Annotated in this window: 15 protein-coding genes and 1 pseudogene; 15 read left to right on the forward strand and 1 reads right to left on the reverse strand. The window is 47.1% G+C overall.

Features of this window, described 5'->3' with window-relative positions; genetic code table 11:
- Positions 1–48 precede the first annotated feature (48 nt).
- The 9 genes from OCV70_RS16385 to OCV70_RS16425 all read left to right on the forward strand — a co-directional run bounded on the left by OCV70_RS16385 (position 49) and on the right by OCV70_RS16425 (position 14,049).
- Positions 49–1,410 (forward strand): cell wall hydrolase, encoded by a 1,362-nt coding sequence (locus OCV70_RS16385; RefSeq protein ID WP_262579888.1) that lies wholly within the window; start codon positions 49–51, stop codon positions 1,408–1,410.
- 13 nt (positions 1,411–1,423) lie between these two features.
- The gene (locus OCV70_RS16390) at positions 1,424–3,229 is read left to right on the forward strand and encodes a MutS-related protein (RefSeq protein ID WP_262579889.1); all 1,806 of its coding nucleotides are present in this window, start codon (positions 1,424–1,426) and stop codon (positions 3,227–3,229) included.
- A gap of 500 nt (positions 3,230–3,729) precedes the next feature.
- On the forward strand, positions 3,730–4,959 hold the full coding sequence (tyrS, locus tag OCV70_RS16395) for a tyrosine--tRNA ligase (protein ID WP_262579890.1): 1,230 nt from the start codon (positions 3,730–3,732) through the stop codon (positions 4,957–4,959).
- Positions 4,960–5,081: 122 nt separating this feature from the next.
- Positions 5,082–7,721, forward strand: a complete 2,640-nt coding sequence (gene alaS / locus OCV70_RS16400) for an alanine--tRNA ligase (RefSeq protein WP_021924685.1) — start codon at positions 5,082–5,084, stop codon at positions 7,719–7,721.
- A 182-nt stretch (positions 7,722–7,903) separates the two neighbouring features.
- Positions 7,904–8,080: a 30S ribosomal protein S21 gene (gene rpsU / locus OCV70_RS16405; protein ID WP_004222305.1), complete on the forward strand. Its 177-nt coding sequence runs from the start codon at positions 7,904–7,906 to the stop codon at positions 8,078–8,080.
- Between the two features lie 63 nt (positions 8,081–8,143).
- Entirely contained in the window at positions 8,144–9,694 is a 1,551-nt protein-coding gene (cls, locus tag OCV70_RS16410) for a cardiolipin synthase (protein ID WP_021924684.1), read from the forward strand.
- Between the two features lie 87 nt (positions 9,695–9,781).
- Complete coding sequence (locus tag OCV70_RS16415) at positions 9,782–10,972, forward strand: cysteine desulfurase family protein (protein WP_021924683.1); 1,191 nt, start codon at positions 9,782–9,784, stop codon at positions 10,970–10,972.
- 159 nt (positions 10,973–11,131) lie between these two features.
- Positions 11,132–12,217, forward strand: coding sequence for a tRNA 2-thiouridine(34) synthase MnmA (gene mnmA / locus OCV70_RS16420; protein ID WP_021924682.1), 1,086 nt, complete (start codon positions 11,132–11,134; stop codon positions 12,215–12,217).
- A gap of 236 nt (positions 12,218–12,453) precedes the next feature.
- A complete protein-coding gene (locus OCV70_RS16425) occupies positions 12,454–14,049 on the forward strand; it encodes a DUF1538 domain-containing protein (protein WP_173767578.1) in 1,596 nt (531 codons plus the stop codon).
- On the opposite strand, the pseudogene OCV70_RS19915 reads toward OCV70_RS16425, so the two are convergent.
- Positions 14,036–14,140 (reverse strand): annotated as a pseudogene (locus tag OCV70_RS19915) (DUF6783 domain-containing protein); the annotation flags it as partial. The gene OCV70_RS16425 and the pseudogene OCV70_RS19915 sit on opposite strands and share 14 nt — an antisense overlap.
- Here OCV70_RS19915 and OCV70_RS19920 point away from each other — a divergent pair.
- The 6 genes from OCV70_RS19920 (at position 14,099) to OCV70_RS16450 (ending at position 19,805) form a co-directional block, all read left to right on the forward strand.
- The gene (locus OCV70_RS19920; protein ID WP_317259479.1) at positions 14,099–14,221 is read left to right on the forward strand and encodes a DUF6783 domain-containing protein; all 123 of its coding nucleotides are present in this window, start codon (positions 14,099–14,101) and stop codon (positions 14,219–14,221) included. The pseudogene OCV70_RS19915 and the gene OCV70_RS19920 overlap by 42 nt on opposite strands.
- 46 nt (positions 14,222–14,267) lie before the next feature.
- Positions 14,268–14,960 carry a P-II family nitrogen regulator gene (locus OCV70_RS16430; protein WP_021926278.1) on the forward strand — a complete coding sequence of 231 codons (693 nt, stop codon included), beginning with the start codon at positions 14,268–14,270 and terminating at the stop codon, positions 14,958–14,960.
- 141 nt (positions 14,961–15,101) lie between these two features.
- Positions 15,102–15,797, forward strand: a complete 696-nt coding sequence (locus tag OCV70_RS16435; RefSeq protein WP_021926277.1) for a response regulator transcription factor — start codon at positions 15,102–15,104, stop codon at positions 15,795–15,797.
- A complete protein-coding gene (locus tag OCV70_RS16440; RefSeq protein WP_173767528.1) occupies positions 15,769–17,418 on the forward strand; it encodes a sensor histidine kinase in 1,650 nt (549 codons plus the stop codon). Before OCV70_RS16435 ends, OCV70_RS16440 begins: the two co-directional genes overlap by 29 nt.
- A gap of 158 nt (positions 17,419–17,576) precedes the next feature.
- The gene (locus OCV70_RS16445; RefSeq protein ID WP_173767526.1) at positions 17,577–18,929 is read left to right on the forward strand and encodes an MATE family efflux transporter; all 1,353 of its coding nucleotides are present in this window, start codon (positions 17,577–17,579) and stop codon (positions 18,927–18,929) included.
- Between the two features lie 225 nt (positions 18,930–19,154).
- Entirely contained in the window at positions 19,155–19,805 is a 651-nt protein-coding gene (locus OCV70_RS16450; protein WP_173767524.1) for a hypothetical protein, read from the forward strand.
- Positions 19,806–19,970: the final 165 nt, after the last annotated feature.

The following is a 19,970-nucleotide window of genomic DNA, read 5'->3' on the forward strand; positions in this document are numbered from 1 at the left end:
TTGGAGGCACGCTCATGGGGAGTGATTGAAATGGAGAGGACATCTGTTATGAAAAGAGAGAGTAAAAAAGGAAACTGGTTTTCTGTACTGGCGCTTTTTGTTCTGCTGGTTCTTCTTGCCATGCCAATGACATCAAAGGATGTACAGGCTGCTACAGCTGGATTTAAGACCATAAACGGCAAGACCTATTACATAACATCAAGCGGTGCCAAGCACAAGGGCTGGCTGACCCTGAAAGGAAGGAAATATTATTTTGATGCCAAGACGGGCGTTCAGCTAAAGGGCTGGCAGAAAGATACGAAAGGAAGAAACGTCCGCTATTTTACCAGAGGCTCCGGTGCAATGGTCACTGGATTTTTGAAAAGTTCCACCGTTACCAGGTATTTTAATCCTTCCAACGGAAGAATGGTTCGCGGCTGGCTGACCCTGAACAAAAAGAAGTATTATTTCACCAGTGGTTCTGGCGCAATGATAAAAGGTCGCTGGCTTACAGATTCCAAAGGCCAGAAACGTTATTTTAACAGCAATGGTACCATGAAAACAGGCTGGTATAAAGATTCCAAAACCAAATACAGCTATTATTTTAATACAAGCAACGGAATTGCCTACACCGGACTGAAGAAAATAAGCGGAAGCTACTATTATTTTTCCAAGAAAAGCGGCGTGCGCTATGAGAAGGGCTTTGGACATGTAGGTTCCAGACATTATTACTTTAACCCAAGCAACGGTAAGGCTCAGACCGGCTGGCTGACCCTGAACGGAAAGAAATATTATTTCAATACTTCTTCCGCTGTTATGTACATGAATACCACTGCTGCCATCAGCGGCAAGACCTACGTCTTTGACAGTAATGGAGTGGCAACAGAGAAACAGAGCAGTACGACCACAGGCAGCACTTTCACATGGTATGACCAGAAGCACAAACGCAATTATACCATTCTGAGTCAGTTTAATACACATACCGGAATTGCAAATGGAGCAAAATCCAATCTTGACATTCTGGCAGCTGTGTGTGAGACAGAAGCAGGAGATCAGGGACTTGCAGGCATGAAGGCAGTTGCCCTTACCGTTCTGAACAGAACCCTGGATGCAGGTTTCCCGTCTGACGTTCGCTATGTGGTTTATCAGAAAGGACAGTACTCCGTAGTCACAAACGGTTCCCTTCAGAAACGTCTCAACGGACAGTTTGAGGACCGCGCAAGTGCCTACAAGGCAGCACAAGAGGCTCTTGACAGCTTCAATGCTTACGTGCTCAAAGGAACCGCCCGCAAGGTAAGCGGCATGAAGGCCAAGGATTTCAACTACAAGTATTTCATGATGAATTCTGCTTTCGCGAAACAGCCCTTAAATTTCGATAAGGTTGTATATGAAGTTTACAAGGATCACACATTCTTTGTAGACTGGGTATAAGAGAGGAGAAAGGATGAATCCCTATTTATCCGCGATCCTGACAATAGCAGGCTTAGTCCTGCTATTTGTTTTATGGATCTTTTATGAGAATCGGAAGATCAAAAACAACACCCTGGAGCGGATCCGCAGAAACTGGGGAAAGCCCTCCAAAAGACAGTATGAAGCAGGAGACCTGGAGCAGATTTCCCATTATTTTCGCAGAAAAGAAAAAGAGGATTTTGTTATAGACGACATTACCTGGAATGATCTGGATATGGACCGCCTGTATAAAATGGTGAACCAGACTGTTTCCTCACCGGGAGAGGATGTGCTTTATGATATGATGCGGCGTCCTGTATTTTCCAGGGAAGAACTGGAGGAACGGGAAAAGCTGGTGGAGTTTTTTTCCTCTCATACAAAGGAACGGGAGGAAATGCAGCTGCATCTTTCCAAGGTGGGAAAAACAAGGCTGGGTTCCCTGTCCGATACGGTGCTGGCCTTAAACAGTTCTCCTAAGGTGAAAACAGGGATCCATGTATTCATGCTGACATTGATCCTGCTGGATCTGGCTGTGCTTCTCCCTTTGAATCCGCTGGTGGGATTTTTCATATTTCTGGTGCTTATGGTGGCGAACATTACCATTTATTATACGGGAAATGACAGAAGCCTGATTGAAGCCTATCTGGACTGTTTTACCCATCTGCTTCGCATGCTTTCCGTGGCGGAAGAGATGAAGAATGTAAAATGGCCAGAGGTAAAAGAGCAGATGGAAGCCATCGCGGAGGCGAAAGCAGCCTTTGCAGGACTTAGCCGCAAGTCCTTTTTCCTGACCAGCAAAAATACGGACGGAGGGGATCCCTCCCAGATCGTGATGGAGTATGTCCGGCTTCTGACGCATGTGGATATTCTGGTGTACAACAGTCTGCTGAAAGAAGTACAGGGAAAAACGGAAGCGATTATGAAGCTGATTGACAATATTGGGGAACTGGACGCCTGTATTTCCATTGCCTCTTTCCGGGAAATGCTTTCTCTGTGGTGCCGGCCGGAGTTTGTGGATGGACATCAGAAAAAGGAAAGTTCCAGGCTCCAAGAGAAAGCACATGATACCTGGAAAGCTACCGGGATTTCGGAGAATAGGGCGGGTGAACATACCTGGACTGCTTCCCGGATCCAGATGCAGGTGGAGGACCTTTACCATCCTTTACTTACAGAGGCAGTTGCCAACAGCTTCCAGGTATCCGGCGGAACCCTTGTGACTGGCTCCAACGCATCCGGCAAGTCCACCTTCCTGAAAAATGTGGCAATGAACAGCATTCTGGCCCAGACTCTTGGAACCTGCACCTGCTCTTCTTACCGGGCACCTTTTTTGAAGGTGATGACATCCATGGCTCTTCGGGATGATATGGAAAGCGGAGAGAGCTATTTCATTGTGGAGATCAAATCCCTGAAAAGAATCTTGGATGAGAGCAAAAAGCCAGAGCCGCTTCTTTGCATCGTTGACGAGGTACTTCGGGGAACCAATACCATCGAGCGCATTGCGGCGTCCTCCCAGATTCTGGCATCTCTTCATCAGAACTGGGTGCTTCCTTTTGCGGCAACTCATGATATTGAGCTGTCGTACATTTTAGAGGACTTGTATGACAACTATCATTTCGAGGAAGAAGTAAAGGAAAAAGAAGTGGTATTTTCCTATATCCTGAAAAAAGGACGGGCGACCTCGAGAAATGCCATCCGGCTTCTGGATATGCTGGAGTATGATCCGAAAATCGTGGAGGGTGCTGCGAAGGCTGCCAGAGATTTCGAAGAAAAAGGCGTGTGGGAGTCCTTGAAGCCTGTTTGAAAAAGTATCTTTATAATTACTGTAATACGTTAAGTTGTGAAAGCATCCCGGTAAATTCCTTGACAAAAACAGACAGCCTTTGTATACTTGCAAGTATTAAAAGACAAAGGCTTTGAAGGGAACAAGTAGCCCTGGGAAGAGCTTACAGAGAGCTGCCGGATGGTGAGAGGCGCATGCAGAACCCCAGAGAAGAATACAGGCGAATACATCCCGGAGCTTTGCACCGAACGGTTTTCCTGTGATAAAGGAATGCAGGAGCGTACCAAGTAGGCTGCAACGGAGTGGCATACGTTATCATGCCGGGGTGATCGTTCTGAAGAGGCGGGAAGCATCGGTACAGACAGCACGTTTGAATGGATGCGGACATTATGTTCAGTACAGTCACTTATCGAGGCAGGAAGTGCGAGCTTTCTGTGAATTTAGGTGGTAACGCGGGACCCGGTTCTCGTCCTAAAGGGACAAAAGGAACCGGGTATTTTTTTATTCAGGAGGAAAATAACATGACAGTTTGGGAAGAACTGAAAGCCAGAGGGCTGATCGCCCAGGTAACAGACGAAGATGAGATCAAGGAAATGGTAAACAACGGTAAGGCCACCTTCTATATTGGATTTGACCCTACCGCAGACAGCCTTCATGTAGGACATTTCATGGCACTTTGCCTGATGAAGCGTCTTCAGATGGCAGGAAACAGACCAATCGCCCTTCTTGGAGGCGGAACCGGTATGATCGGTGACCCATCCGGAAGAACCGATATGCGTCAGATGCTGACCAAGGAAACCATCCAGCACAATATCGACTGCTTCAAGAAACAGATGGAGCGTTTTATTGATTTTTCCGATGGCAAGGCACTCATGGTAAACAATGCAGAGTGGCTGATGAATTTGAACTATGTAGAGCTTCTTCGCGAGGTTGGCGCCCACTTTTCCGTCAACCGTATGCTGACTGCTGAGTGCTACAAGCAGCGTATGGAAAGAGGCTTAAGCTTCCTGGAATTCAATTACATGATCATGCAGAGCTACGATTTCTACATGCTGTACCAGAAATACGGCTGCAACATGCAGTTTGGAGGCGATGACCAGTGGAGCAACATGCTCGGCGGTACAGAGCTGATCCGCCGTAAGCTTGGCAAAGATGCATACGCTATGACCATCACCCTTCTTCTGAACTCTGAGGGCAAGAAGATGGGCAAAACACAGTCCGGCGCTGTATGGCTTGATCCGAATAAGACCTCTCCATTTGATTTCTATCAGTACTGGAGAAATGTAGATGACGCAGACGTGATCAAATGCATGAAGCTTCTTACTTTCCTTCCGTTAGAAGAAATCCAGGAGATGGAGAAATGGGAAGGCAGCCAGCTGAATAAGGCAAAAGAGATCCTTGCATTCCAGCTGACCGAGCTTGTTCACGGAACTGAGGAAGCAAAGAAAGCAGAAGCAGGGGCAAAGGCCCTTTTCGCAGGCAGAGCAGACACAGAGCATATGCCAACTACTGAGCTTGCAGCAGAGGATTTTGATGAGGAAGGAAACATCGACCTGATCAGCCTTCTTGTAAAATCCGCACTGGTAACCACCCGTTCCGAGGGAAGAAGAGCCATCGAGCAGGGCGGCGTTTCTGTAGACGGCGAGAAAGTAATGGACATCAAGCATGTACTTTCCAAGGATGCCCTTACAGGTGACGGCGTTGTCCTCAAGAGAGGAAAGAAGAAATTCAATAAAGTATTTACAAAATAATTTTGACCGTAATAAAGATCTATGATATCATATAGACTATGCAAGCATTTCCGGTGCAGCAGCTGCGGCTTCTGCACCCAAAGAGGAAATGCACTTCTTTATTGCGTAGGAGGAGATTTGAAATGAAGAAATACGGAGTAAACGAACTTCGAAAAATGTTTCTGGATTTCATGGAGAGCAAGGGACATCTTGTACTGAAAAGCTTTCCATTGGTTCCACAGGGCGATAAAAGCATCCTGCTGATCAACGCAGGAATGACACCACTGAAACCATATTTCACAGGAGCAGAGAAACCACCGCGTACAAGAGTAAGTACCTGTCAGAAATGTATCCGTACAGGCGATATCGAGAATGTAGGTAAGACAGCACGTCACGGTACCTTCTTCGAGATGCTTGGAAACTTCTCTTTTGGAGATTACTTTAAGACAGAAGCCATTCACTGGTCCTGGGAGTTTTTAACAGAGGTAGTTGGACTGGATCCGAACCGTCTTTACCCGTCTGTATACCTTGAGGATGACGAGGCTTTCGATATCTGGAACAAAGAAATCGGAATTCCGGCAGAGCGTATTTTCAAATTCGGCAAAGAGGACAACTTCTGGGAGCATGGCGCAGGTCCATGCGGTCCATGTTCAGAGATCTACTATGACCGCGGAGAGAAATACGGCTGCGGCAAGCCAGGATGTACAGTAGGATGCGACTGCGACCGTTACATGGAAGTATGGAACAACGTATTTACCCAGTTTGAGAATGACGGAAACGGCAACTACACAACCCTGAAGCAGAAGAACATTGATACCGGTATGGGACTTGAGCGTCTGGCAGTTGTTGTCCAGGACGTAGATTCTATTTTCGATGTAGACACCATCTGTTCCCTTCGTAACCTGGTAAGCAAGATTTCAGGCAAGGAATACGGCGTACACCATGAGGACGACGTTTCCATCCGTCTGATCACAGACCATATCCGTTCCGCTACATTCATGATTTCCGATGGAATCATGCCGACCAATGAGGGAAGAGGATACGTACTTCGCCGTCTGATCCGCCGTGCAGCAAGACACGGAAGACTTCTTGGAATCGAGGGCAACTTCCTTGCAACCTTAAGTGCAGAAGTGATCAGCGGTTCCAAAGACGGATATCCAGAGCTGGAAGAGAAGAAAGAGTTCATCTTCAACGTTCTTACCAACGAGGAGAATCAGTTTGGCAAGACCATCGACCAGGGACTTCGCATCCTGGCAGATATGGAAGAAGCTATGAATGCAGCAGGAGAGAAGACTCTTTCCGGCGAGAACGCATTCAAATTATATGACACCTACGGATTCCCTCTTGACCTGACCAAGGAGATCCTTGAGGAAAAAGGCTATGAGATCGACGAGGAAGGCTTCAAGGCTGCTATGGATGAGCAGAGAGAGAAAGCACGTTCCTCCCGTGAGGTAACCAACTATATGGGTGCTGACGCAACTGTATATGACCAGATCGACACCTCTGTAACCACAGAGTTTGTTGGATATGACCACCTTTCCTTTGAGTCCCCGGTTACTGTTCTCACAACAGAGGATGAGATCGTGGATTCCCTGATGGAAGGCCAGAAAGGCACCATTTTCGTAGAGAAAACACCTTTCTACGCTACCATGGGCGGACAGGTTGGAGATACCGGTGTGATCGAGACTGCAAACGGCAGATTCGTTGTGGAAGATACCATCAAGCTTCGCGGCGGCAAATTCGGCCATGTAGGACATATGGAATCCGGCATGATCTCCAAGGGTGAGACTGTTTCCCTGAAAGTAAACGTTGCCGCAAGAAAAGACATCGAGAAGAACCACAGTGCAACACACCTTCTTCAGAAAGCCCTGAAAGAGGTTCTTGGTTCCCATGTAGAGCAGAAAGGTTCCCTGGTAACTGCGGACAGACTTCGTTTTGACTTCGCTCACTTTACAGCTATGACACCTGAGGAGATTGAGAAAACAGAGAAAATCGTAAATGAGCAGATCCAGGCTGGCCTTGAGGTCCACACAGACATCATGGGCGTTGAGGAAGCAAAGAAATCCGGCGCTATGGCACTGTTCGGCGAGAAGTATTCCCAGAAGGTACGTGTGGTATCCATGGGCGATTTCTCCAAAGAACTTTGCGGCGGTACCCACGTTGCAAACACAAGCTCCATTATGCTGTTCAAGATCGTATCTGAGTCCGGTATCGCTGCAGGCGTGCGCCGTATTGAGGCACTGACTGGCAGCGGCGTTCTGGAATACTATAAGAAACAGGAAGCACTTCTTCACGAGGCTGCTAAGGCTCTGAAGACCACTCCTTCTGAGATGGTTGAGAAGATTGCACACCTTCAGGGTGAGATGAAAGCTCTTGCAAGCGAGAACGAGTCTCTGAAGAGCAAGCTGGCTCAGGGATCTCTTGGGGATGTTATGAACCAGGTTGTGGAAGTAAAAGGCGTGAAGCTTCTTGCTGCCAAGGTAGAGGGCGTTGACATGAACGGACTTCGTGATCTTGGTGACCAGCTTAAAGAGAAGCTTGGTGAGGGCGTTGTAGTTCTTGCAGCAGTGAACGAGGGCAAGGTAAGCCTTCTTGCAATGGCTACGGATTCCGCACAGAAAGCAGGAGCACATGCGGGCAACCTGATCAAGGCAGTGGCAGCTATCGTTGGCGGTGGCGGCGGCGGCCGTCCGAACATGGCTCAGGCCGGCGGAAAGAATCCGGAAAAAGCAGATGAAGCCATTGCAGCAGTTGCCGGAATCCTGGAAGGACAGCTTCACTAGAAGATCTGTTCATAACTGCACCCTGGCCTGCGGGAAATTCGTCAAAATTTTTTGTAAAATTAAACCAAAAGTTGTTGACGAACCCCGACTGTATGATATATAATAATGTTCGTGCAAGAAAAATACCCAGACAGTTGTATTTTAGCACAATCTACAACTGGAGGGAGGTTAGGTGTGAGTCTATGTCAAACGTTATCGTAAAAGAAAACGAGACTTTAGATAGCGCTCTTCGCAGATTCAAGAGAAGCTGCGCAAAAGCAGGTATCCAGCAGGAAATCCGCAAAAGAGAGCATTACGAGAAACCAAGCGTTCGTCGTAAGAAAAAATCTGAAGCCGCAAGAAAACGTAAATATAATTAATTGTGCGCAAAAATCCCTGGCTGCATTCAGTCAGGGATTTTTAAATGAGGGAAAGAAAGACTTATGATGATTCTGAAGAAAATTGCCAAGCTTCTGTTTAACCGGATTTTTTATGTGGTATTTGCGATGGCAGTACAGCTTGGCTGGCTGCTGACCATCTTTCTCCGCCTTGCAGGCTATTCCAGATATATGTCTATCGCGTTGGATGCAATCAGTATTCTTGTGGTTCTGGTGATTGTAAACCGAAAGATCAATCCCTCGTATAAACTGGCCTGGACCATGCTGATTTTGTGCCTGCCTGTATTTGGCCTTGTTCTTTATCTGGTATTTGGACGTTCCAGAATTGCGGCTTATATGCAGGAGCGGTTTAATGATATGCTGGCGAAATCCAGCAATCTTTTGCAGACAGAACCTGACCTTCATGAACAGCTAAGAATGGAAGATGCCTCTGCCTGCAATCAGTCGGACTATATATATCGGAATTCCGGCTATCCTGCCCATGGAAACACCACAGCGGAATATTTCCAGGTGGGAGACGATATGTTCCCGGTTCTTGTGAAGGAACTGGAGCAGGCGCAGCATTACATTTTTATTGAATATTTTATTATCCATGATGGGGTCATGTGGAGAACCATTCTGGATATTCTGGAGAAGAAAGTTAAGGAAGGGCTGGACGTCCGTCTGATCTATGATGACATGGGCTGTCTTACCACACTTCCTCATAAATATTATGAAACCATGCGGGCGAAGGGCATCAAGTGTCAGGTGTTCAATCCTTTCCGTCCGATCCTGAACATTATCCAGAACAACCGTGACCACAGGAAATTCTGTATCATTGACGGTTACGTGGGATTTACAGGCGGGGTGAACCTGGCAGATGAGTACATTAACCAGAAGGAGCGCTTCGGCCACTGGAAAGATACAGCTGTCATGCTGAAAGGCGAGGCAGTCTGGAATATGACCGCCATGTTCCTTCACATGTGGAATGTGGTAACCAATAATCGCCAGGACAGCAGCTTGGAGGAATATCTGCCCCATGTATGGCACCCGGAGGCTTTTGAGGGGGATGGATTTATCCAGCCTTTCTGCGATTCCCCTTTGGACAATGAGACAGTGGGTGAGAATGTTTATCTGAACATCATCAATCGTGCCAGAGATTATGTGTACATCTGTACGCCCTATCTGGTTATCGACAATGAGATGATGACTGCCCTTTGCCTTGCGGCGAAGAGCGGTGTGGATGTGCGTCTGATGACACCGGGAATTCCGGACAAGAAGCTGGTATTTCTTCTTACCCAGTCTTACTATGAGCAGCTGCTTGAGGCTGGGGTAAAGATTTATGAGTATCAGCCGGGATTTCTTCATGCAAAGTCCTTTGTGTGCGATGATGAGATTGGCGTGGTGGGAACGATTAACCTGGATTACCGCAGCCTTTATCTTCACTTTGAGGATGGAGTGTGGATTTACCGCAACAAGGTGATCGGGGACATTAAAAAAGACTTTACAGATACCCTGGATTACTGCAATCCAGTGACACTGGAATTCTGCAGAGGCAGAAATATTGCAGTGCGGGCAATGCAGAGCATACTGAGATTGTTTGCGCCTATGTTGTAAATGATTACTGTGAAAGTCCCAGATGGCAGCCAACATGTCCATTTTATAAGAAAAAATGGGTTTCTAATTAATAGAGGATTTTGAGATATGGACAGAATATATGCAGACAATGCGGCAACAACTAAAATAAGCCATAAGGCTATGGAGGCTATGGTTTCCTCAATGGAAAATACTTACGGGAATCCATCCAGTCTTCACCAGATCGGTATGGAAGCAAATGATGCACTGCAGACTGCAAGAGAGCAGATTGCACGCTGTCTTGGATGTACGCCAAAAGAGATTTATTTTACATCAGGCGGAACGGAATCTGACAATCAGGCAATTATATCTGCGGCTATGCTTGGTGAGAAGCAGAATAAGAAGCATATTATTTCTACTGCGTTTGAGCATCATGCAGTGCTTTACACATTAAGAAAGCTGAAAGAGCAGGGATTTGAGGTTGAGCTTCTGGATGCAGGTGAGGAAGGAAATATTACGGCAGAACAGGTACAGGCGGCAATTCGTCCGGATACATGCCTTGTTACTACAATGTTTGCCAATAATGAGATTGGATCTATTCTTCCTATTGCTAAAATCGGTGAAGTGTGCCGTGCCCATGGAGTACTTTTTCATACAGATGCTGTGCAGGCTGTTGGACATATACCTGTGAATGTGAAAAAACAAAATATTGATCTTTTGTCTCTTTCGGCACATAAGTTTCATGGCCCCAGGGGAATTGGCGTATTGTATGCCAGAAGAGGAATGGAGCTTCGCAGTCTTATGGAGGGCGGCGGTCAGGAACGGGGAAAACGTCCGGGTACGGAGAACGTTCCGGCAATCATGGGAATGGCAGCTGCGCTGAAAGAAGAATGCGTTCTGATGGAGGAAAATACGCGGAAGATTTCTGCTATGCGGGATCGGCTGATCCAGGGGCTTTCCAAGATTCCGCACTGTATTTTAAACGGTCCGGCAGGAAACCGGCTTCCGGGGAATGTGAATTTCTGTTTTGAGGGAGTTTCCGGAGAAAGTCTTCTCCTTCTTCTGGATAGTAAGGGTATTTGTGCTTCCTCGGGCTCTGCGTGCGCTTCGGGGGCGTTGGACCCGAGCCATGTGCTGCTGGCACTGGGAAGATCCCCGGAAATTGCCCAGGGATCCTTAAGGCTGAGCCTGGATGCATCTAATACAGAAGAAGAAGTGGATTACATGCTGGAGGTGATTCCACAGGTGGTAGAGCATCTGCGGAGAATGTCTGCTGACTGGCAGGAGAAAGTAAAAGGCAGTCGGGAATTTGAGCTGTAAAAACGTGTATGATACAAAACGTAAACTGTAAAAGTCCTGGCCAGCAACTGGAGACGAACTATGCTTGTATAGGCGAATTCATGGATATGGTTCAGACTAAAACGTAGGAGCAAGCAGGGCAATCGCCCGTTTAGAATAATATTCGCGAGGTATAAATATATGGAGTCAGACAACATGAAAAAGGCACTGATCGCTATGAGCGGCGGCGTGGATTCTTCCGTAGCCGCTTACCTGATGAAAGAGCATGGATACGACTGCATTGGCGTGACCATGAAGCTTTTCCAGAATGAGGATGCAGGCGTCAGCCGCAAAAAAAGCTGCTGTTCCTTAGATGATGTGGAGGATGCAAGAAGCGTAGCCCACAATCTGGGAATCCCTTATTATGTTTTTAACTTTACTGCAGATTTCAAGAAACAGGTCATGGACCGGTTTGTAGCTGCTTATGAAAATGGTGCAACTCCAAACCCCTGTATTGACTGCAACCGCTATCTGAAATTCGACAGCCTGTATCACCGTGCAGAGGAGCTTGGCTGCCACTATGTTGTGACTGGCCATTATGCAAGAATCGAGCAGCGTGAGGATGGCAGATACCTTCTGAAAAAAGCCGCAGACCCGGCCAAGGACCAGAGCTATGTGCTCTATTCCCTGACCCAGGAGCAGCTGGCACATACCATGTTCCCGCTTGGGGATATGAACAAGCACCAGACCCGTATGATTGCAGATGAGCAGAATTTCTTCAATGCAGATAAGCCGGACAGCCAGGATATCTGCTTTGTTCCAGATGGGGATTATGCAGGATTTATCCGCAGATTTACAGGTAAGGACTATCCAGCAGGAGATTTTACAGACAAGGACGGCAACGTTCTTGGCAAACATAAAGGAATCATCGGCTACACCGTGGGACAGCGGAAAGGTCTTGGCATTGCAGCTGGCAAGCCGGTTTATGTGACAAAGATCTGCCCGGCAGAGAACCGGGTAATTCTTGGTGACAATGAGGATCTGTTCCATCGGGAACTGGATGTGGAGGACTTTAATTTCATCGCTTTTGACAATCCCCCGGCAGAGTTCCGTGCCAAAGCCAAGGTGCGCTACCGCCAGAAGGAGCAGTGGGCAACCGTAAAAGTCACCGGAGAAAAAACAGTGCACATCATTTTTGACGAATCCCAGAGAGCCATCACCAAAGGACAGGCTGCCGTTTTGTATGATGGAGACGTTGTCATCGGCGGCGGTGTGATTGTGGGCTGAAAAATAGAACGAAAGTAACTGTGAAAGTACGGAACAGTTCTGAATTGAAATATTATAACAGTCAGGGAAGTATAGAATAAAACTATATTTTTTCCCTGGCTGTTTTTGTTTATAAAAAGTTAAGAATATATCTTTAATTTATAGATGGCGAACCCTATGGAAAAATGGTACTATAATCCATATCAGCCGCAGCAGAGCATAAAGAATTGGAGGTATATGTGGAAAAAAGAAAATTAATTGGAAGGTTCGGGACGCATCCGTCCGTACTAAAGGAAAATGCAAAAGAAAAGGCAAAGGAATCCATCAGCGCAGTACTGCCCATTGTACTGATCGTTCTGGCGCTTGGGTTTACCATAGCGGCCCTCTCGCCCAGTATTCTGGTGGAATTTCTCATTGGATCGGTGCTGGTGATCATCGGCATGATCTTTTTCTCCATGGGCGCGGAAATGTCCATGACCCCTATGGGAGAGCATGTGGGAGGCAGTATGCTTCGCACGAAGAAATTAGGCTTTATTGTAATTCTTGGTTTTGTTCTTGGTTTTATTATTACGATTTCTGAACCGGATCTGCAGGTTCTTGCAGAACAGGTTTCCTCTGTGCCGAATATGGTGCTGATCTTATCAGTGGCATTAGGAGTTGGCGCATTTCTTGTTGTGGCATTGCTTCGTATTCTGTTTGGAATCGCGCTGCCGCCGTTGTTATTCTGTTTTTATATTCTGGTTTTTGTCATTGCAATGTTCGTTCCGGAAAATTTTCTGGCAGTGGCCTTTGATTCCGGCGGGGTGACCACTGGACCTATGACCGTTCCCTTTATTATGGCGCTGGGTGTTGGTATCGCAGCCATCCGTAACGATAAGCATGCCGGGGATGACAGCTTCGGACTTGTAGCGCTGTGTTCCATAGGTCCCATTCTGGCAGTTTTGATCCTGGGGCTTGTGTATCATACTGAGGGGATTTTTACCTCAGAGGCGGTCACTGAGGTGGAGAATTCTGTGGAACTGGGACGACTGTTTGCGTCAGCTCTTCCGAAATATTTTAAGGAGATTGCAGTGTCTCTTTTCCCGATTACTGTATTTTTCGGGATTTTCCAGGTGGTGTCCCTGAAACTGAATAAGGATGTGCTGTTTAAGATTATTTTTGGTTTGTTCTATACATATATAGGGCTTGTGCTGTTTCTCACAGGAGCAAATGTAGGCTTCATTCCTGCCGGAAATTATCTTGGAACTGTGCTTGGAAACCTGCCATGGAACTGGATTCTAGTGCCGCTTGGAATGGTGATCGGATATTTCATTGTAAAAGCGGAGCCTGCGGTTTATGTGCTGATGAAGCAGGTGGAAGAGCTGACAGACGGGGCTATTTCCGGCAAATCCATTCAGATCAGCCTGTCTGTGGGCGTAGCGGTTTCTGTGGGAATCTCCATGCTCCGCGTACTTACAGGGATTTCCGTGTTTTATTTTCTGGTGCCGGGATATGCAGTGGCCTTAATTCTCAGTCTGTTTGTTCCGAAAATTTTTACAGCTATTGCCTTTGACTCCGGTGGAGTTGCTTCCGGTCCTATGACCGCTACCTTTTTGCTTCCCCTGGCTCAGGGAGCCTGCCAGGCAGTAGGCGGAAATATTGTGACAGACGCGTTTGGCGTGGTGGCTATGGTAGCCATGACTCCGCTGATCACGCTGCAGGTGCTTGGTCTGGTTTACCGAATCCGTGGCGGCGAGCTTGGGGAAAAGCGCAAAGAAGAGAAAAGAGTGGCACTGCCGGATGGCATGGCTGTACCGAAGTCTGTGGCGGAACTGTATGGCGAGCTTGGGGATGAGGAGATTATTGAGCTCTAGAGTCTGTTTGAAAAATCATTCCCGCAATCTGCACGCCCCACTTTGCGGTATATTTCACCCGAATTCGGCCTACGTAGCCCGCTACGACGCCCTCATCCGGGCAAAATCTCCCACAAATTGTGACGCACATCTTGCAGAAAGCCTTTTTCAAACACGCTTTAGCATTTTTTAGGAAGCCCGAGGCGACAGCCAAGAAAGCATTCAGAGAGGAATGAGACATGAGCGGATTATATATGATGGTGACCATCACCAGCAGGAAGCATATGCCTGCGTTTAAAAAAATTTACCGGGAAAACCAGGTGGAGGTTGGAACCGTTTCCCTTGGAATGGGAACCGCATCCAGTTCCATCCTGGATTATATGGGACTGGAAGATGATGAGAAAAGCATCTGTTTCCATTTTGTAACAGCAGCGACCTGGAAAAAGGTGAAAAAAAGCCTTCAGAACCAGCTGCGCATTGATGTGCCGGGAACTGGAATTGTATTTGTGATTCCCATGAGCAGCATTGGCGGCAAGCGGGAACTGGGATTTCTTGTTCAGGGACAGGAGTTTGTAAGAGAGGAGGAGAGCACATTGAAGGAAACCAGACATGAACTGATCGTGGCAATTGCCAATTACGGATACAACACACAAGTGATGAAGGCAGCAGAAGAGGGCGGCGCCACAGGAGGTACCGTGCTTCACGGAAAAGGAGTGGGAATGAAGCGGGCAGAGCAGTTTCTGGGCGTTTCCCTTGTCTCCGAGAAAGAACTGGTTCTGATCGTTGCCAGATCTGAGCAGAAAAATGCGATCATGCAGGCAATCATGGAAAAAGCCGGAATCACATCCAAGGCCGGAACCATTGTATTTTCCCTTCCCGTAACGGACACGGCGGGGCTTCGGATTCTGGAGGATACGGAAGAAAATCAGTAATTGTGACGTATATCCTGCAGAAAGCCTTTTTTCAAATACGCTCTGCTGCAAAGGCAACCGTTCCGAAAACGAAATCTCCACACAAACTCCATATTAGTGTAGTATAATACCGATTATAAGAATGGGCGTGAAGGAGAGAAAATGAACTGTATTTTTGTGGTAGAGGATGAATTTGATATACAGGAGCTTCTGGGGAATTATCTTGCAGAGGCAAGCTATCAGGTGCTAGCAGCTTCCGATGGAGTGGAAGCCATCAACCTGTTTGAAAAGGAAAAGGATCGGATCGACCTTGTGCTTCTGGACGTGATGCTGCCGAAGATTGACGGCTTTGGCGTACTGGAGGTGATACGCCAGTCTTCCCTGGTTCCGGTGATCATGCTTACCGCACTTGACGATGAGGCCTATCAGATCAAAGGCTATGACCTTCAGGCAGACGAATATGTGACCAAGCCTTTTTCCATGCAGATCCTTTTGCGGAAAATCGGGGCAGTGCTGCGAAGAAGCGGGAAAATTTCAAAAGAAGAAAATACAGAAGATCTTCTGTGCTATGGCAATCTGCGCCTGGATCTGGCAGGCTACCAGGCATGGGAAGGGCCAAAGAAGCTGGAGCTTACCCAGAAGGAATTTGAACTTTTGCGGGAATTTCTGGAAAACCAGGGGCGTGTGCTTACAAGAAACCAGCTTCTGGATGCTGTGTGGGGCGCGGATTATTTCGGTGAGGACCGAATTGTAGATACGCACATTAAGAATCTTCGAAAGAAACTGGAAGCTGATTATATTGATACCATCAGAGGAGTGGGATACCGCATTGATAAAATACATAAAAAGCAGAATTAGCATAAAAATATTTCTTCTCACCATGATCATCCTGATGGCGGTTTCCGGAATTTCCTATGGCTTTGTAGCTGCATTTATGCCGCAGAGTTATTCGGATTCCCTGAACCGGACCCTGGCGGCAAAGGCAAAGGATCTGGCGGAATCCCTGTCTGGCTATTCCCTTAAGAATGCGGCTTCTATTATAGGGGAATTCAGCGATGCCAACCAGTCGCGGGTTGTCCTTTTAAATGAAAAAGGAGAGATTGTCCGGGAGTGGCTTGGGAACGGAAGCCTTGTCAGTGAGGTTACAATTTCATCTTCTGTATCCGAAGAAGAACAACCGGTAACAGAAGGATTTGCTGAAGAAAGCACTGCGGCGGAGTCGGGTGACTGGGAAGGTCAGACGGATCAGGAAGTGAGCTATGGGGATACTATTGGAACCGTAGTAGAAGGTGAGGGATCTGTGGAAGAGGAGATGGAACAACAGGCGATGGGACATTATGAGGTTGCCTTTAAAGGCAGTGAAAACAGGTATACACTGTTTGTATTTGGTTCCACCCAGCTTGTGAACCAGGCAGTGGAAGCGCTTGGACAGATTCTGCCCTGGATGCTTTTTACCGTATTTGGAATCTCTCTGGTGATTTCCCTTTTTTATTCCAGATATTTGTCAAAGCCTATCCGAAAGCTTGGAGTTGCTTCGGATAAAATGGCGGGCCTGGATTTTTCTGTGCGAACGGAAATGAAACGGACAGATGAGCTTGGGACACTTTCCCGGAGTCTGGATACAATGGCACAGAATCTGGATCAGGCGTTGAAAAGCCTTAGAAGTGCCAATGCGAAATTAAAGGATGAGATGGAACAGGAACGGGAACTGGAGCGAAGACGGATGGAGTTTTTCGCCGCGGCTTCCCACGAACTGAAAACCCCGGTTACGATCCTGAAAGGGCAGATCGAGGGCATGGAGCAGAATGTTGGCGTGTACAAAGACCGGGACAAATATCTTGCCAGGGCAAGGGAAGTGACGGTGACCCTGCAGAATATGGTCCAGGAGATTCTGATGATTTCCAAAATGGAGTCCTGCGGATTATCCCTGAAGAAAAAAGAACTGGATCTGGCGGAACTGGTAAGACTTCAGCTGGCTGACCTGACGGAGCTTTTTGAGCAGAAAAACATGAAGCTGGAAATCACGCTGCCGGATCAATGCCTGTGCAGGGTGGATCCGGCGCTGATGGAGACGGTACTTCGGAATGTTCTTGTAAATGCGGTGCGATATTCGCCGGAAAAAGAGCGGATTCGCGTGAATCTTTATAAAGAAATACAGGAAATTTCCTGTGAAGGCTGCCTGAGGGGTTCTGGCAATCCTGTGGATGCCAAAGAGAAAACCCAAGGGCATAAGACTGTGAGGCTGGAAGTGGAAAATACAGGGGTACACATCGAGGATGCGGAGCTTTCAAGAGTGTTTGATGCCTTTTACCGGGTGGATTCCTCCAGAAACCGGAAAAGCGGCGGCAGCGGCCTGGGACTTTATATTGTGCGGCAGATTCTGGAACAGCACGGCGCTGGATATGAACTGCGAAATACGGATAATGGGGTTTTGTTTCGAATGAAACTGCCCCTAGAAAATATGACCTTTACAGGGTGATATTTAAAATAGCATTTCTTTGGATTTTTCATGAATTTATATGGAAAAGTTTGAAAAGTGGTGATATAATTGCTGAGAATTTTGTAGTGGAGACAGGAATCTGCATGCGGATCAGGGTTTTGTCTCATACGTTAATTTTTAGCAGAAGGTGAAAGAAAATGTCAACATCCATGACCAAGGGAAATCCGCTGAAGCTGATGCTCCAGTTTGCCTTTCCGCTGCTGATAGGAAATCTTCTTCAGCAGACTTATAACATTATTGATGCAGCTATTGTAGGCCAGATTTTGGGGGCGAAGGCCCTGGCAAGCGTTGGTGCCAGCAGCAGTATCCAGTTTCTGGTGCTGGGCTTTTGCATGGGAAGCTGTACCGGATTTGGGGTTCCCATTGCAAAGTATTTTGGCGCAGGCAAGCTGGATCAGATGAGGAACTATGTTTTTAACGGAGCGCTTCTCACTGCCGGAATTGCGGTGATCCTTACTGCGCTGTGCTCTGTTTTTTGCCCGCAGATCCTGCATATGCTTTCTGTACCGGAAGACATTTATGACAATGCCTATGCATATCTGCTGATTATTTTTCTGGGCATGCCGTTTACGCTGCTGTACAATTACCTGTCCAGCATTTTGAGGTCCGTTGGAGACAGCCGGACGCCTTTTATGTTTCTGGCCTTGTCCGCAATTTTGAATATTTTCCTGGATTTGTTCTGTATTGTGGTATTGAAGTGGGGCTGTGCAGGCGCTGCCATTGCGACGATCACAGCGCAGGCAATCAGCGGAATTTTGTGTCTTGTTTTTATTGCGAAGAAAATGAACCTTCTCTGGCTGTCTAAGGCTCACCGTGCGGCAAATAAGGATGCGGTAAGCGAGCTTCTTATGATGGGAATTCCCACAGGACTTCAGTTCTCCATTACCGCTATCGGCAGTATGGTGATGCAGTCTGCAAACAATGGTCTTGGAAGCGTGTATGTATCCGGATTTACAGCGGGAATGAAGATCAAGCAGTTTACTATGTGTCCTTTCGATGCTATTGGAACAGCTGTCTCCGTATTCTGCAGCCAGAATCTTGGGGCAAAGCAGCCGGACCGTATCCGCAAGGGACTGAGGCAGGGCATGGCAGTTGCGGTAGGATATGGACTTTTGGCCGGCCTTGTGCTTATTTTTGCAGGAAGACCTCTTTCCATGATTTTTGTCAGCAAAAGCTCTGCAGATGTGCTGGACGCATCTGCCAAATATCTGCGCTGCATGGGATATTTTTACTGGAGCCTTGGCATTCTCAATATTACCCGTATGGTGACGCAGGGACTTGGATATTCCACAAGAGCTGTCTTTTCCGGTGTTACGGAGATGCTGGCGAGAACTATTGTCAGCCTGGGATTTGTGGGAACCTTCGGATTTACCGCCATCTGCTACGCAGACCAGACCGCCTGGATCACTGCCTGCCTTTATATTGCGCCAACCTGCGTTTTCTGTATTAAGAAAGCAACGAAGTCCATTATGGCTGGAGCGTATGAGTAAGTAGGGCGATAGCCCGGATTACGAATGCGGTCGGCAGCTGTGGGAGCGCCCATAGGAGCCAAGTAGCTGACTTTCATATATGGTGATGTCGCCAATAGGCGACATGTCCGTTTTGCGGCTCCACACAAACCACATAAAACTTACATATGGAACACAAGGAAATGCTCTATTCTTCTTATTGTAATCAAGGGAACAGATTCCCAAAAGAAGAAAGGAGCATTTTTTATGAAGAAAACAGTATTTACAGGAAAGAACGCTTACGGCTTAACCGCTGGCAAATCAGGAAAAAGATGCAGAAGAAAAGGGCTGGCACTTGGAATCTGTGCCGCAATTCTGGGAACAGCCGGTGTGGCAGGAGCATCTCAGGCAGCATGGGCATATACAGAGAGCTATATGGATGCAGACGGAAAACTTGTGATTAAAATTTATAAAAATGGGGACACGGATACTGTGACAGATGAGTCTGATGAAGTGACAGCAGCCGAGCAGGGAAATGCCATAGAATCAGCAGCAGAGGATTTTACGATCACGACTGTACAGGATGGACAAAATCCCGAAAAAAAAGCGGATACAGAGGCAGCGGAAAATTCGGTTGCAGGCCAGATTGAATGTTGGGCCGAAGTCGATAGCTATCTATATAAGGCGTTAGGTTTGGAATACAATGAAGAGCAGAAAGCCTGGATGTGGAAAGGAAAACCAGTTTATGCGATCTGGTTCGCAAATACAGGACTGACCATATACGGAGACGTAAAAGCAGAAGGCAAAAACTGTCTGCACATTACCTGGGAAAGCAGCAACGGAACCGCCACATTCAAGGTCCAGGAGATGACGAAAGAAGAGCTGAAGAAAGCCTACGGAACATCTTTGGCTGAGTGATAACATAATTGAAACAGCCGAGTAAACATCTGATGACAGAGAAAGCGGAAGCCATAAAGGATGCGGTGAAGCGTTTTGAGGTAATTTAACCTATTGTGCTACTTCAAATAAATTATGTGAAAACCTGTGAAACCGCAAAGAATCCCTGTAGTTATTGAAAGAATA

Origin of the sequence: Blautia acetigignens, assembly GCF_025566865.1 — a bacterium.
In the GTDB taxonomy this organism is placed as follows: Bacteria; Bacillota; Clostridia; order Lachnospirales; family Lachnospiraceae; genus Blautia_A; species Blautia_A acetigignens.

Excerpts from the sequence above, each read along its gene's own strand:
- OCV70_RS16385 (WP_262579888.1), top strand. The coding sequence starts at position 49 with ATGAAAAGAGAGAGTAAAAAAGGAAACTGGTTTTCTGTACTGGCGCTT.
- OCV70_RS16390 (WP_262579889.1), top strand. The coding sequence starts at position 1,424 with ATGAATCCCTATTTATCCGCGATCCTGACAATAGCAGGCTTAGTCCTG.
- tyrS (WP_262579890.1), top strand. The coding sequence starts at position 3,730 with ATGACAGTTTGGGAAGAACTGAAAGCCAGAGGGCTGATCGCCCAGGTA.
- alaS (WP_021924685.1), top strand. The coding sequence starts at position 5,082 with ATGAAGAAATACGGAGTAAACGAACTTCGAAAAATGTTTCTGGATTTC.
- rpsU (WP_004222305.1), top strand. The coding sequence starts at position 7,904 with ATGTCAAACGTTATCGTAAAAGAAAACGAGACTTTAGATAGCGCTCTT.
- cls (WP_021924684.1), top strand. The coding sequence starts at position 8,144 with ATGATGATTCTGAAGAAAATTGCCAAGCTTCTGTTTAACCGGATTTTT.
- OCV70_RS16415 (WP_021924683.1), top strand. The coding sequence starts at position 9,782 with ATGGACAGAATATATGCAGACAATGCGGCAACAACTAAAATAAGCCAT.
- mnmA (WP_021924682.1), top strand. The coding sequence starts at position 11,132 with ATGGAGTCAGACAACATGAAAAAGGCACTGATCGCTATGAGCGGCGGC.
- OCV70_RS16430 (WP_021926278.1), top strand. The coding sequence starts at position 14,268 with ATGAGCGGATTATATATGATGGTGACCATCACCAGCAGGAAGCATATG.
- OCV70_RS16435 (WP_021926277.1), top strand. The coding sequence starts at position 15,102 with ATGAACTGTATTTTTGTGGTAGAGGATGAATTTGATATACAGGAGCTT.
- OCV70_RS16445 (WP_173767526.1), top strand. The coding sequence starts at position 17,577 with ATGTCAACATCCATGACCAAGGGAAATCCGCTGAAGCTGATGCTCCAG.
- OCV70_RS16450 (WP_173767524.1), top strand. The coding sequence starts at position 19,155 with ATGAAGAAAACAGTATTTACAGGAAAGAACGCTTACGGCTTAACCGCT.